Raw genomic sequence first — 14,563 nt, 5'->3', positions numbered from 1 at the left:
GCTGTCAGACGCTCAGGGCAGACCAGGGGCCTGCAGCTCGGGCGCAGGCTCGACAGGCGCGGCATTCGCCTTCTCGCGCTCGGCGCGCTCGAGTTGCCGACGCAGATGCGAGATCTCCCTGCGCTGGCGCAGCAGCGAAGCGAAGGTGGCGGTGACGCCGAGCAAGGCCCCGGCAGCGAAGCTGACGAGGATCACGAATACCAGCGGAAGCTGCCATTGCCCGCCAAAGTAGAAGTTCAGGGTCGCCAGATGATCGTTCTTGATCGCGAACCCGAACAGCAGGATGAACAGCAGGAGACGGATGAACCACATGATTGCGTGCATGGCCGGCATTATCGCCGAGCGCGCGCCAAAAAAGAAAGGCGGCCGGAGCCGCCCTTCATAACTGCCAGTACTAACATGCAACCGATCGCCGCGCGGTCAATTGCTGAAGTCCGCCTCCGCGGTCAATCGCCGAGATCAACCCGCTCGCGCAACTCCTTGCCGGCCTTGAAATGGGGCACGTACTTCTCCGGTACGTGCACCTTCTCGCCCGATTTCGGGTTGCGTCCGACACGAGGCGGACGGTAGTTCAGCGCAAAACTGCCAAACCCGCGGATCTCGATGCGATCCCCACGCGACAGGGCGTCGGTCATCGCATCGAGAATCATCTTGACCGCGTAATCGGCGTCCTTTGCGACCAGCTGCGGGAAACGCTCCGCGAGCTGCGCAATCAGCTCCGATTTGGTCATGATCGGCCAGATTACTGCTTCTGCTCGTTCAGCTTGGCCTTCAGCAACGCGCCGAGGTTGGTCGTGCCCGAGGCAGCGGAGCTATCGGAAGCGAGCTTGCTCATGGCTTCGGTCTGCTCGGCCTGATCCTTGGCACGGATCGACAGGTTGATCGAACGGGTCTTGCGATCGACGTTGATGACCATCGCTTCGACTTCGTCACCTTCCTTCAGCATCGTGGTCAGGTCATCGACGCGATGGGCAGCGGCTTCGGAAGCGCGCAAGTAAGCTTCGACGTCGTCACCCAGCGAAATCACGGCGCCACGGGCGTCGACCGACTTCACCGTGCCGCGCACGAGGGTATTCTTCTCGTGAGTGGCGATGAAGTTGGTATAGGGATCGCCTTCGAGCTGCTTGATACCCAGCGAGATGCGCTCGCGCTCGACGTCGATCGCCAGCACGACGGCTTCGACTTCGTCGCCCTTCTTGAAGCGGCGCACGGCGTCGTCGCCCTGCTCGCTCCACGACAGGTCGGACAGGTGCACCAGGCCGTCGATGCCGCCTTCCAGGCCGATGAACACGCCGAAGTCGGTGATCGACTTGATCTGGCCGCGGACCTTGTCGCCCTTCTTGTGGTTGATGGCGAAATCGTCCCACGGGTTGGACATGCACTGCTTCATGCCCAGCGAGATGCGACGACGGTCTTCGTCGATCTCGAGGATCATCACTTCGACTTCGTCGCCCAGCTGGACAACCTTGGTCGGATGGATGTTCTTGTTGGTCCAGTCCATTTCGGACACGTGGACCAGACCTTCGATACCCTGCTCGACTTCGACGAACGCGCCGTAGTCGGTGATGTTGGTCACCTTGCCGAACAGGCGGGTACCCTGCGGGTAACGACGCGAGATGCCGACCCACGGATCTTCGCCCAGCTGCTTGAGACCCAGCGAGACGCGGTTCTTTTCCTGGTCGAACTTGAGGACCTTGGCTTCGATCTCGTCACCGACGTTGAGCACTTCGCTCGGGTGACGGACACGGCGCCAGGCCAGGTCGGTGATGTGCAGCAGGCCATCAATGCCGCCCAGGTCGACGAACGCACCGTAGTCGGTGATGTTCTTGACGATACCCTTGATGACGGTGCCTTCCTTGAGGTTGGCGAGCAGCTTCTCGCGCTCTTCGCCCATCGACTCTTCCAGCACGGCGCGGCGCGACACCACGACGTTGTTGCGCTTGCGGTCGAGCTTGATGACCTTGAATTCGTATTCCTTGCCTTCGTACGGCGTGGTGTCCTTGACCGGACGCATGTCGACCAGCGAACCCGGCAGGAAGGCGCGGATGCTGTTGGTCATGACGGTCAGACCACCCTTGACGCGGCCAGTGATGACGCCCTTGACCAGCGAACCTTCGTTGAGGGCCTTCTCGAGGTCGTTCCAGGCCGAGATGCGCTTGGCCTTGTCACGCGACAGGCGGGTTTCGCCGAAGCCGTCTTCGAGGGCGTCGATCGCGACGTGCACGAAGTCGCCGACGTTGACTTCGAGTTCACCGCGGTCGTTGCGGAACTCCTCAACGGGAACATAGCTTTCGGACTTCAGGCCGGCGTTGACGACGACGAAGTTCTGATCGATGCGCACGACTTCGGCGGTGATGACTTCACCGGTGCGCATTTCCTGCAGGGCAAGGCTTTCCTCGAAGAGGGCGGCAAAGCTTTCTTCGAAGGAGGGGGTGGCGTTGGACATAGGGAGTAAATCCGGGACCGCCGTGCGACGGCAAAAAAGTTGAATTAAGAAAAAACGCGCCTGGGCTCGCACCCCTGCGCGCGGCACTTCAACCGGCGACCAGTCCCCGACCCCGCACGAGATCGAGCACGAAAGCCACGGCACCCTCGACGTCCAGTTCGGTCGTATCGAGCAGTGCCGCATCCGGCAACTTCATGAGCGGCGCCACCGGCCGTGCCGCGTCGCGCGCGTCACGTTCCCGCAGGTCGTCCAGAAGACTTTGCATGTTAGCAGGCAAACCCTTTTCCATCAACTGCTTATAGCGGCGTTCGGCGCGAGCCTCGGCCGACGCGGTGAGGAAGATCTTGATCGCGGCATCGGGGAACACCACCGAGCCCATGTCGCGCCCGTCCGCCACCAGGCCGGGGCCCATCCGGTAGTCGCGCTGGCGCCCCAGCAGCGCCTCGCGCACCGCGGGCAGCGCCGCAACCCGGGAAGCGCCAGCTGAGCAAGCCTCGCTGCGGATGTCGGTCGTGACATCATCATCGCCCAGCAGCACGCGCCCGGCCTCGAATCGCGCCGGCAGCGTTGCAGCGATCGCCGCCACACCGGCTTCGTCATCGAGCGCCACGCCGGCCCGCATCGCCGCCAGCGCGACGATCCGGTACAGCGAGCCGCTGTCCAGCACCTGCCAGCCCAGCGCGGCGGCGACACGCTCGGCCACCGTGCCCTTGCCCGAGGCCGAAGGGCCGTCAATGGCGATGACCGGCACTGGCTGTGCGACCTTGGCAAAGTCGTCGAAATAGCCGGGGAAGGTCTTGTTCACGCACTTGGGGTCATTGATTCGGACCCGGCAGCCACCCAGACTCACCAGCGAGAAGCACATCGCCATGCGGTGGTCGTCGTAGGTATCGATTGCCGCCGGCAGCAGGCTTGCGGGCGGGGTCACGCACAAGTAGTCGGCCCCCTCCTCCACCTCGGCGCCGACCTTGCGCAGCTCGATCGCCATCGCCGCAATGCGGTCGGTTTCCTTGACCCGCCAGCTCGCGATGTTGCGCAGGCGGCAGGGGCCATCGGCGAACAGCGCGGCAACCGCCAGCGTCATCGCCGCGTCCGGGATGTGGTTGAGATCGAGGTCGAAGGCACTGAGCCGCCCGCAGGCCGGTGCGGCCGCCTCGATCCAGTTGTCACCCATCGTGATGCGCGCGCCGAGCTGCTCCAGCGCCTCGGCGAAGCGCACGTCGCCCTGGATGCTGGTCCGGCCGACGCCCTCCACCCGCACCGGCCCGCCGCCGATCGCACCGGCCGCCAGGAAGTACGACGCGGAAGAGGCATCGCCCTCGACGAACACGGCACCCGGGCTGCGGTAACGCGCCCCGCCCGGAACGACGAAGCGTTCCCAGCCCTGCTGCTCGACCTTGACCCCGAAGCGCGCCATCATCTCGAGCGTGATCGCGATATAGGGCTTGGAGATCAGCTCGCCGACGACCTCGACCGTGGTCTCCACCCCGGTCAGCGGCAGCGCCATCAGCAGCGCAGTGAGGAACTGGCTCGACACGTCGCCCCGCACGCGGACCACGCCGCCCGGGCGAATCGTCGCCGGCTTGAGCAGCAGCGGCGGATAGCCTTCATTGGCTGTGCAGGTGATGTCGGCGCCCAGCTGACGCAGCGCCTCGACCAGATCGCCGATCGGGCGCTCGTGCATGCGTGGCACGCCGGACAGGCGGTACTCCCCGCCGGAGAGCGCGAGCGCCGCGGTGAGCGGCCGGAAGGCCGTGCCAGCGTTGCCGAGGAAGAGGTCCGCCTGTTTCACCGGGAAGGGGCCGCCCGCACCCTGCACCACGTAGTCGAGCGAGTCACCCCGGCGCATCCAGCGCACACCAAGCGCCTGCAGGGCCTCGAGCATGCGCTCGACGTCGTCCGACGACAGCAGGTCGCGGATCTCGGTCTCGCCTTCGGCCAGCGCGGCAAGCAGCAGGACGCGGTTGGAGATGCTCTTGGAACCGGGCAGACGCACGCTGCCGGCAGCGCCCAGCATCGGGGGCAGGTCGAGAAATTCCATCTTCGCCTCTAGAAGCGGGTCCCGCAGGGGCGGGACGAATCAAAGTGACGAGCCGCTGCCGGCCCGCTCAATCCATCATTCGGCAGTCTGCACCGGCAGCCCTTCCGCCCAGGCGTTGCGCGCGCGACGCGCGCGCTCGAACACCGCCTCCAACGCCGGACCGTCGCCGGCCGCCAGCATGGCGCGCAGGCGCGCCATCTCGTCCAGATAGGCATCGAGCTCGGCCAGCAAGGCCACCCGGTTGGCGACACAGATGTCGCGCCACATCTCCGGATGACTGCCAGCAATGCGGGTGAAGTCGCGAAATCCGCTGGCCGCATGCGAGAACAGCAATTCGGCGTTGTCGCGCTGCGCCAGGTCGTCGACGAGGCCGAAGGCCAGCAGGTGAGGCAGATGACTGACGGCGGCGAAGACCTGGTCGTGTTCCTGCGGACTCATGTCGACCACGGTCGCACCGCAGGCCTGCCACGCCGCCCGAACGAGCTCCACCGCCTCGCCGCGGCTTTCTGGCAGCGGCGTCAGGACCACCTTGCGCTTGACGTAGAGATCGGCGAAGGCCGCCTCGACCCCGCTCTTCTCGGCACCCGCAATCGGGTGGGCCGGCACGACCTGGGCCAGACGATGGCCGAGGTGGTACCGGATCGCGGCAACCACGTCGCGCTTGGTGCTGCCGGCGTCGGTGACGACCGTACCGTCCTGAAGGTGCGGCGCCATCGCGGCCATGATCGCGTCCATCTGGCCAACCGGCGCCGCAAGCAGCACAAGGTCCGCGTCCCGCAGGGCATCGGCCCAGTCCGTCGCGATCTCGTCGATCACGCCGAGCGCGAGGGCGCGCTCGAGCGGCTCGCGCCGGCGGCCTATGCCGACGATCTGTCCGACCGCATCCGCACGCTTCAGACCGAGAGCAAAGGAGCCGCCGATGAGTCCGACTCCGCAGATGACGAGCTTGCCGATCAGGGGCATCGTGCCGCCCCCGCGTCAGGCCAGCGCGCGCCGGAGGGCGGCGATGAAGCGCTCGTTCTCCTCGGGCAGGCCGATCGACACGCGCAGCCAGTGCGGCATGCCGTAGCCGGCGATCGGGCGCACGATCACGCCCTGCTGCAGCAGGGCGCGATTGACACCCGCCGCATCACCGACCTTGAAGGTCACGAAGTTGCCCGCCGACGGAATCCACTCCAGCCCCAGCGCGGCGAAAGCGTCGGTGAGCTGAACCATGCCGCGCCGGTTGAGTTCGGCCGACTGCGCGAGGAACTCGTCGTCGGCCAGGGCCGCCTCGGCCGCCGCCAGCGCGACGCTGGAGACGTTGAAGGGCTGGCGCACGCGGTTCATCAGGTCGGCGACCTCGGGATGCGCAATCGCGTACCCGACGCGCAGCCCCGCCAGGCCATAGGCCTTGGAGAAGGTGCGCGACACCAGCAGGTTGGGGAAGCGCGCGATCCAGGCGATGGCGTCGTAACGCTGCTCGGCCGACAGGTACTCGGTGTAGGCCTCGTCCAGCACGACCAGCACGTCCTGCGGCACCTTGGCGAGGAAGATTTCGATCTCGCGGCCGAGGAGGAAGGTGCCCGTCGGGTTGTTCGGGTTGGCGATGAAGACGATGCGCGTATCGGGCGCGATCGCCGCCGCCATGGCGTCGAGGTCATGGCCGAAGTGCTTTGCCGGTACCTCGATGCCGCGTGCGCCGCGCGCCTGCGTCGCCAGCGGGTACACCGCGAAGGCGTGCTGCGCATAGACGGCGGAACGCCCCGCGCCCAGGAAGGCCTGAGAGGCGATTTCCAGGATGTCGTTCGAACCGTTGCCGATGACGAGCTGTTCGGCCTTCACACCGAAACGGGCACACAGGGCCGCCTTCAGCGCGAACGCACCACCATCCGGATAGCGTGCCAGATCAGCGAGCGCGCCCCGGGCGGCGTCGCGCGCACGGGTACTCATGCCCAGCGGGTTCTCGTTGGAGGCGAGCTTGACGATGCTCGCTTCGGCAATGCCCATCTCGCGCGCAAGCTCGGAAATCGGCTTGCCCGGCTGGTAGGGCGTGATGGCGCGGATGTGGTCGGGGGCGTGGCTCGCAACGCTCATGGCGGTCTCCTCGTGGCACGCGGCCGTGTTCGTTCTTCAAGGTGGGCGGGCGGCACTGCGCCGCCCGCGGAGTCAGATTGCTGCGACGGGGTAGGAACCGAGCACCTTCAGGAAGGCGGCACGCTCGCTGAGCGCCTTCAGGGCGGCCGCGACCGCGGGGTCGCTCTGGTGGCCCTGGATGTCGGCGTAGAACACGTACTCCCACAGGCCGGACTGCGCCGGCCGCGACTGCAGCTTGGTCATGTCCACGCCATGCTGCGCCAGCGGCTCGAGCAAGGTGTGGATCGCGCCGGGGCGGTTCGGTGCCGAAAACACCAGCGAGGTGCGATCCCTGCCCGACGCGCCGGCGTCGTGGTCGGCAATGACCAGGAAGCGCGTGGTGTTGTTCGGGTCATCCTCGATGTTCGGCGCCAGGATGTTCAGGCCGTAAAGCTGCGCAGCGGCCTCGCCGGCAATTGCGCAGGATTCCGGGTCCTCGCCCGCCAGGCGCGCGGCCTCGGCATTGCTCGCCACCGGAATGCGCGGCAGGTGCGGCAGGTTGCGGTTGAGCCATTCATGGCACTGCGCCAGCGACTGCGCATGCGAGTAGATGCGCTTTGCGGCGCCGATGCCGTCGGCGCGCGACATCAGCTGCTGGTGGATGCGCAGATTGACCTCGCCGCACACCTTCACCGGGCTGGCCAGCAGCAGATCGAGCGTGATGCTGACCGCGCCCTCTGTGGAGTTCTCCACCGGGACGACGCCATAGTCGGCATTGCCTGCCTCGACCGCACGAAACACGTCCTCGATCGTCGCCATCGCCATGAAGTTGGGCGCCGAACCGAACTGCTTGCGGCTCGCGCTTTCCGAAAACGTGCCCGCCGGCCCGAGATAGGCCACGCGCTGCGGGTGTTCGAGCCCGAGGCAGACCGACATGATCTCGCGGAACACGCTCTTGACCGCGTCGGCCGGCAGCGGGCCGGGGTTGAGCTCAGCCAGGCGGCGCAGCACCTGCGCCTCGCGCTCCGGGCGGTAGAAAGGGGCATTGCCCTTCTTCACCTCACCCACGCGCTGCGCGCAGCGTGCGCGCTCGGACAGGCGGGCAAGGATCTCCTCGTCGAGGCGGTCGATCTCGTTGCGCAGCTTCAGCAGTTCGTCGCTCATGCTCGAATCACTCGGTCAATCCTTCATGCCTTGCGCGCGGCGAAGTCGCGCATGAAATCGACGAGGGCCTGCACGCCGGCCAGCGGCATGGCGTTGTAGATCGACGCGCGCATGCCGCCGACCGACTTGTGCCCCTTCAGTTGCAACAGCCCCGCCGCCTTGGCCTCGGCCAGGAAGGTGTCGTTGAGCGCCTCGTCCTTCAGGAAGAAGGGCACGTTCATGCGCGAGCGGCACGCCGGATCGACCCGATTTTCGTAGAAGTCGCTGCCGTCGAGGAAGTCGTACAGCAGTTCCGCCTTGGCGATGTTCTGCGCTTCGATCGCCGCCACGCCGCCCTGGCGCTTGAGCCACTGGAACACCAGGCCGGCGATGTAGATCGCGTAGGTCGGCGGCGTGTTGTACATCGAACCGTTGTCGGCCACGGTCTTGTAGTCGAAGGCGCTCGGGCAGTGCGGCATGGCGCGACCCAGCAGGTCATCGCGCACGATCACGATGGTCAGGCCCGCCGGACCGATGTTCTTCTGCGCGCCACCGAAGATCAGGCCGTATTTCGACACGTCGATCACGCGCGACAGGATGTGCGAGGACATGTCGGCCACCACCGGCACCCCACCCCGGCCGATCTGCGCCAGATCGGGCTCGAAGGGGTACTCGACGCCACCGATGGTCTCGTTGGTACAGGTGAACACGTAGGCCGGATCGGCCGACAGCTTCCAGTCCGCCATCGGCGGCACGGTGGTGAAGCCGCTCGCCTCGGATGTGGCGGCGATATTCACCTCGGCGTACTTGCGCGCTTCCTTCTGCGACTTCTGCGTCCACGAGCCGGTGACCACGTAGTCCGCCACCCGCTTGTCGCCCATCAGGTTCATCGGGATGATCGCGTTCTCGGCGATCGCCCCGCCCTGCATGAACAGGATGCGGTAGTTCGCCGGCACCGCAAGCAGCTCGCGCAGGTCGGCCTCGGCCTGCTCCGCGATGGCGGTGAACTCCTTGCCGCGATGGCTCATCTCCATCACGCCCATGCCCGAGCCGTGCCAGTCGAGCATCTCGTCGGCGGCCTGGCGCAAGACCTCCTCGGGCAGCACCGCGGGACCGGCGCTGAAGTTCCAAACGCGGCTCATCACGCCTCTCCTTCCTCGTCGGCGGCCGGGGTCTCGCCCTCGGGCGCGTCGACCTGCACATCGGCCTCGCTGCCGCCTGCCTCCTCGGCGACGTCGCCATTGGCGCGCATGCTTTCATCCGACTCGGATTCGGCCACCTTCTCGATGCTCGCGAGGAAGGTACCGTCATCGAGGTTGATCAGCGTGACGCCCTGGGTGGAACGCCCCATCTCGCGGATGCTTTCGACGCTGGTGCGGATCAGCACCCCGCCGGTCGAGATCAGCATCACCTCGTCGGTCGGCTCGACCAGCACCGCGCCGACCAGCTTGCCGTTACGGTCGCTTGTCTGGATCGCGATCATGCCCTTGGTGCCGCGGCCGTGGCGGGTGTATTCCGCCACCGGCGTGCGCTTGCCGTAGCCGTTCTCGGTCGCGGTCAGCACCGACTGCGACTCGTCCTTGGCCACCAGCATGGCAATCACCGCCTGGCCGTCTTCCAGCATCATGCCGCGCACGCCGCGGGCCTCGCGTCCCATCGGGCGCACGTCGGTCTCGGCGAAGCGCACGGCCTTGCCAGCGTCGGAGAACAGCATCACGTCGCACTGGCCATCGGTGATGGCCACGCCGATCAGGTGGTCGCCGTCATCCAGGTTGACCGCGATGATGCCGGCCTTGCGCGGGTTGGAGAACGCGGTCAGCGCCGTCTTCTTGACCGTGCCTTCGGAGGTCGCCATGAACACGAAGTGCTCCTCGTCGAACTCCTTGATCGGCAGCACCGCGGTGATCTTCTCCCCTTCGATCAGCGGGAAGAGATTGACGATGGGCTTGCCGCGCGAGTTGCGCGTGCCTTCGGGCACCTCGTACACCTTGAGCCAGTAGCAGCGGCCCCGGCTGGAGAAGCACAGCACGGTGTCGTGCGTGTTGGCGACGAAGAGGTGGTCGATGAAATCCTCGTCCTTCATCGAGGTTGCCTGCTTGCCACGGCCACCACGACGCTGGGCGCGGTAGTCTGCGAGCGGCTGGCGCTTGAAGTAGCCGGTGTGCGACAGGGTCACGACCATGTCTTCGGGCGTGATCAGGTCCTCGATGTTGATCTCGGCCGTGTTCATCACCAGCTCGGAGCGACGCGGATCGCCGAACTGGTTGCGCACCGCGGTGAGTTCATCGACGATGATCGCGGTAATGCGCTCGGGACGGGCGAGGATGTCGAGCAGGTCGGTGATGAGGTCCATCACCTCGCGATACTCGCCGACGATCTTGTCCTGCTCAAGCCCGGTCAGGCGCTGCAGGCGCAGTTCAAGGATGGCCTGAGCCTGGGCTTCGGACAGGCGGTAGCCTTGGGCGGACAGGCCGAACTGCGGGTCCAGCCCTTCCGGCCGATAGCTGTCCGCCAGCGCGCGCGACAGCATTTCCTCGACCAGCGGCGAACGCCAGGTGCGCTCCATCAGGCCGCGCTTGGCGTCGGCCGGCGTGGGCGCTGCCTTGATGAGCGCGATGATCTCGTCGACGTTGGACAAAGCCACCGCCAGACCTTCGAGAATGTGCCCGCGGTCGCGCGCCTTGCGCAGCTCGAAGATGGTGCGGCGGGTGACGACCTCGCGGCGGTGCTCGAGGAAGCACACCAGCATCTGCTTCAGATTCAGCAGTCGCGGCTTGCCGTCAACCAGCGCCACCATGTTCATGCCGAAGCTGTCCTGCAGCTGGGTGTGCTTGAACAGCTTGTTCAGCACCACCTCGGGCATCTCGCCGCGCTTCAGTTCGATGACCAGGCGCATGCCCGACTTGTCGGACTCGTCGCGGATCTCGCTAATACCCTCGATCTTCTTCTCGTTGACCAGCTCGGCCATGCGCTCCTGCAGGGTGCGCTTGTTCACCTGGTAGGGCAGCTCGTCGACGATGATGGCCTGCCGGTCGGTCTTGCCGATGGGCTCGAAGTGGGTGCGCGCGCGCATGATCACGCGCCCGCGGCCTGTTCGGTAGCCCTCGTGCACGCCATGCAGGCCGTAGATCAGGCCGGCGGTCGGGAAGTCCGGCGCCTTGACGATCTCGATCAGCGCCTCGATGTCGGTGTCCGGCTCCGCCAGCAGCTTCAGGCAGGCATCGACGATTTCGCCCAGGTTGTGCGGCGGGATGTTGGTCGCCATGCCGACCGCGATACCCGACGAGCCATTGATCAGCAGATTCGGAATGCGGGTGGGCAGAACCAGCGGCTCCTTTTCCGAGCCATCGTAGTTCGGGCCGAAGTCCACCGTTTCCTTGTCGATGTCGGCCAGCAGTTCGTGGCCGATGCGCGCCATGCGGATTTCGGTGTAACGCATCGCCGCAGCATTGTCGCCGTCGACCGAGCCGAAGTTGCCCTGGCCATCGACCAGCATGTAGCGCAGCGAGAAGTCCTGCGCCATGCGCACGATGGTGTCGTACACCGCGGTGTCGCCGTGCGGGTGGTACTTACCGATGACGTCGCCGACGATACGCGCCGATTTCTTGTAAGCGCGGTTCCAGTCGTTCGACAGCTCGTGCATTGCGAACAGCACGCGCCGATGCACCGGCTTGAGGCCATCGCGCGCATCCGGGAGTGCCCGACCCACGATCACGCTCATCGCGTAATCGAGGTAGGAGTGCCGCATCTCCTCTTCCAGGCTGATCGGCAGGGTTTCCTTGGCGAACTGAGTCATGCTGGGAGCGGACGTGCCGCGTTTACCAAAACGCGAAATATTAACACGTGCGCCTCCAGGCCGCCCCGCCCCGGGCGTTGGCGCACGTGCGGCGTGCGATCAGGCCAGCAGGGCGATGGCATCCTCGCGCCAGAAACGCAGCGCCGCGTAGTAGCCCTCCCACACGCAGCCGTTGCAGCCGCGCCCGCAGCAACTGTCGGGCACCGGCGGCGGCGCGCGCAGCACCACGCCTCGGTCATGAAGCGCCTGCCGCACCTGACACACCAGCACTTCGGCCTCTGCGAGATTGCGCATCGGCAGCGCGGCCAGCTCACTCGTTCTCATGCATCACACCCAGGCCGAAAAAATGCGTTTCTCAGGCCTTGAAATCCCCAGACGGACCCCAATGTACCAGCGTCAGGAATTTACGGGAGCCCCATCCATGCAGGAACAGAATCCTTCGACGCCGCCCGCCGATGAACTGCAGACCCAGACTGCCACCGAAGCGCCTGCGGCTCAGGAAGCAACACCGACGACCGACAGCATGCCCAGCCTCGAGGAAAGCCTGCGCCAGGCCGAACTGAAGGCCGCCGAGCATCACGACGCCTGGCTGCGCGCCAAGGCCGAGACCGAGAACGTTCGCCGCCGTGCGCAGGAAGACATCGCCAAGGCATCCAAGTTTGCCGCGGAGAAGTTCGCGACCGCGATGCTGCCGGTGAAGGACAGCCTGGAAGCCGCACTCGCGGTGGAGAACCAGACCGTCGAAAAGCTGCGCGAAGGCGTGGAGCTCACGCTGAAGCAACTCGTTGCCGCCTTCGAAAGCGCCAACCTCACGGAAGAGAACCCGGTCGGTCAGAAGTTCGACCCGAACAAGCACCAGGCAATCAGCGCGGTCGAGTCGGATGCCGAACCCAACACGGTCGTCACCGTGCTGCAGAAAGGCTACCTGCTCAACGAGCGCGTCGTCCGCCCGGCGCTGGTGATGGTGGCGAAGGCCAAGGGCCAGTAAGGAATCTGCGCGCTGCCGCTTGAAACCGGACTGCGCCACCCCATATTCGATCCAGACCGGCGCGCAACGAGCAGCGCCTCCCGAATACAGACTGAAAAGGAACACTCATGGGCAAGATCATCGGCATCGACCTCGGCACCACCAACAGCTGCGTTTCCGTGATGGAAGGCGGCAAGCCGAAGGTCATCGAGAACTCCGAAGGCGCACGCACCACGCCGTCCATCGTCGCCTACGCCGAGGACGGCGAGATCCTGGTCGGCGCGCCGGCCAAGCGCCAGGCGGTCACCAACGCCAAGAACACCCTGTTCGCGATCAAGCGCCTGATCGGCCGCCGCTTCGAGGAAAAGGAAGTGCAGAAGGACATCGACCTGATGCCCTTCACCATCGCCAAGGCCGACAACGGCGACGCCTGGGTGGAAGTGCGCGGCAAGAAGATCGCGCCGCCGCAGGTCTCCGCCGAAGTGCTGCGCAAGATGAAGAAAACCGCCGAGGACTACCTCGGCGAGGAAGTGACCGAAGCGGTCATCACCGTGCCGGCCTACTTCAACGACAGCCAGCGCCAGGCCACCAAGGACGCCGGCCGCATCGCCGGCCTGGAAGTCAAGCGCATCATCAACGAGCCGACCGCGGCCGCGCTCGCCTTCGGCATGGACAAGAAGCCGGGCGACTCCAAGATCGCGGTGTATGACCTTGGCGGCGGCACCTTCGACATCTCGATCATCGAGATCGCGGACCTCGACGGCGAGCACCAGTTCGAAGTGCTGGCGACCAACGGCGACACCTTCCTGGGTGGCGAGGACTTCGACCAGCGCATCATCGACTACATCGTCACCGAGTTCAAAAAGGAACAGGGCGTCGATCTCAAGAACGACGTGCTCGCGCTGCAGCGCCTGAAGGAAGCCGCCGAGAAGGCCAAGATCGAGCTGTCCTCCGGCCAGCAGACCGAGATCAACCTGCCCTACATCACTGCCGACGCCTCGGGTCCGAAGCACCTGGCGATCAAGATCACCCGCGCCAAGTTCGAAGCGCTGGTCGAGGACCTGATCGAGCGTTCGATCGAACCCTGCCGCATCGCGCTGAAGGACGCCGGCCTCAAGGTCTCGGACATCGACGACGTGATCCTGGTCGGCGGCCAGACCCGCATGCCCAAGGTCATCGACAAGGTGAAGGAGTTCTTCGGCAAGGAACCGCGCCGTGACGTGAACCCGGATGAGGCCGTCGCCGTCGGCGCCTCCATCCAGGGCGGCGTGCTGCAGGGCGAGGTCAAGGACGTGCTGCTGCTCGACGTGACCCCGCTGTCGCTGGGCATCGAGACCCTGGGCGGCGTGATGACCAAGCTGATCCAGAAGAACACCACGATCCCGACCAAGGCCTCGCAGGTGTTCTCGACCGCTGACGACAACCAGTCGGCCGTGACCATCCACGTGCTGCAGGGCGAGCGCGAGATGGCTTCGGGCAACAAGAGCCTGGGCCAGTTCAACCTCTCCGACATCCCGCCGGCGCCGCGCGGCATGCCGCAGATCGAGGTCACCTTCGACATCGACGCCAACGGCATCCTGCACGTTTCGGCCAAGGACAAGGCCACCGGCAAGGAAAACAAGATCAAGATCCAGGCCAACTCCGGTCTGTCGGACGAGGAAGTCGAGCGCATGGTGCGCGACGCCGAGGCACACGCCGAGGAAGACAAGAAGGCGCACGAGCTGGTCGACGCCCGCAACCAGTGCGACGCGCTGATCCACTCGACCAAGAAAGCGCTGGGCGAGTACGGCGACAAGCTGTCGGGCGACGAGAAGTCCAAGATCGAGGCCGCGATCAAGGATGCCGAAGAGGCGATCAAGAGCGGTGACAAGGACAGCATCGAAGCCAAGAGCCAGGCGCTGGCCATGGCGGCGCAGAAGCTCGGCGAACACATGTACGCCCAGGCTCAGGCCGAAGGCGGCGCCCAGGGTGCCGCGGGCGGCCAGCAGGCTGGTGGCAAGGCCGACGACGCCGACGTGGTGGATGCCGAATTCACCGAAGTGAAGGACAAGAAGTAATCGTCACTCTGGCGAATCCTTCGCGGCCGAGCCCCGCCGGAGCCCTGCTCCGGTGCCG

The 14,563-nt window shown here is 65.8% G+C and carries 12 protein-coding genes; 2 read left to right on the top strand and 10 right to left on the bottom strand.

Features of this window, described 5'->3' with window-relative positions; genetic code table 11:
- Positions 1-12: 12 nt before the first annotated feature.
- The 10 genes from CGK74_RS11305 to CGK74_RS11260 all read right to left on the bottom strand — a co-directional run bounded on the left by CGK74_RS11305 (position 13) and on the right by CGK74_RS11260 (position 11,805).
- Entirely contained in the window at positions 13-324 is a 312-nt protein-coding gene (locus tag CGK74_RS11305; RefSeq protein WP_094268614.1) for a LapA family protein, read from the bottom strand.
- A 122-nt stretch (positions 325-446) separates the two neighbouring features.
- Positions 447-731: an integration host factor subunit beta gene (locus tag CGK74_RS11300; RefSeq protein WP_094268574.1), complete on the bottom strand. Its 285-nt coding sequence runs from the start codon at positions 729-731 to the stop codon at positions 447-449.
- Between the two features lie 11 nt (positions 732-742).
- Entirely contained in the window at positions 743-2,446 is a 1,704-nt protein-coding gene (rpsA, locus tag CGK74_RS11295; RefSeq protein ID WP_094268573.1) for a 30S ribosomal protein S1, read from the bottom strand.
- Positions 2,447-2,534: 88 nt separating this feature from the next.
- Complete coding sequence (locus CGK74_RS11290; protein ID WP_094268572.1) at positions 2,535-4,487, bottom strand: bifunctional 3-phosphoshikimate 1-carboxyvinyltransferase/cytidylate kinase; 1,953 nt, start codon at positions 4,485-4,487, stop codon at positions 2,535-2,537.
- A 75-nt stretch (positions 4,488-4,562) separates the two neighbouring features.
- On the bottom strand, positions 4,563-5,450 hold the full coding sequence (locus CGK74_RS11285; RefSeq protein WP_094268571.1) for a prephenate dehydrogenase: 888 nt from the start codon (positions 5,448-5,450) through the stop codon (positions 4,563-4,565).
- Positions 5,451-5,465: 15 nt separating this feature from the next.
- On the bottom strand, positions 5,466-6,563 hold the full coding sequence (hisC, locus tag CGK74_RS11280; protein WP_094268570.1) for a histidinol-phosphate transaminase: 1,098 nt from the start codon (positions 6,561-6,563) through the stop codon (positions 5,466-5,468).
- Positions 6,564-6,635: 72 nt separating this feature from the next.
- Entirely contained in the window at positions 6,636-7,706 is a 1,071-nt protein-coding gene (gene pheA / locus CGK74_RS11275) for a prephenate dehydratase (protein ID WP_094268569.1), read from the bottom strand.
- A gap of 23 nt (positions 7,707-7,729) precedes the next feature.
- Positions 7,730-8,827, bottom strand: a complete 1,098-nt coding sequence (serC, locus tag CGK74_RS11270; protein ID WP_094268568.1) for a 3-phosphoserine/phosphohydroxythreonine transaminase — start codon at positions 8,825-8,827, stop codon at positions 7,730-7,732.
- On the bottom strand, positions 8,827-11,481 hold the full coding sequence (gene gyrA, locus CGK74_RS11265) for a DNA gyrase subunit A (protein WP_094268567.1): 2,655 nt from the start codon (positions 11,479-11,481) through the stop codon (positions 8,827-8,829). The genes serC and gyrA overlap by 1 nt, the downstream gene beginning before the upstream one ends.
- A 99-nt stretch (positions 11,482-11,580) precedes the next feature.
- Positions 11,581-11,805 carry an oxidoreductase-like domain-containing protein gene (locus CGK74_RS11260; RefSeq protein ID WP_094268566.1) on the bottom strand — a complete coding sequence of 75 codons (225 nt, stop codon included), beginning with the start codon at positions 11,803-11,805 and terminating at the stop codon, positions 11,581-11,583.
- Between the two features lie 97 nt (positions 11,806-11,902).
- Here CGK74_RS11260 and grpE point away from each other — a divergent pair, with 97 nt between their 5' ends.
- On the top strand, positions 11,903-12,469 hold the full coding sequence (grpE, locus tag CGK74_RS11255; protein ID WP_094268565.1) for a nucleotide exchange factor GrpE: 567 nt from the start codon (positions 11,903-11,905) through the stop codon (positions 12,467-12,469).
- 107 nt (positions 12,470-12,576) lie between these two features.
- Positions 12,577-14,505, top strand: a complete 1,929-nt coding sequence (gene dnaK, locus CGK74_RS11250) for a molecular chaperone DnaK (RefSeq protein WP_094268564.1) — start codon at positions 12,577-12,579, stop codon at positions 14,503-14,505.
- Positions 14,506-14,563: the final 58 nt, after the last annotated feature.

Source organism: Thauera propionica, from assembly GCF_002245655.1.
GTDB classification, from domain to species: Bacteria; Pseudomonadota; Gammaproteobacteria; order Burkholderiales; family Rhodocyclaceae; genus Thauera; species Thauera propionica.
This window is presented reverse-complemented; position numbering and strand designations above follow the sequence as displayed.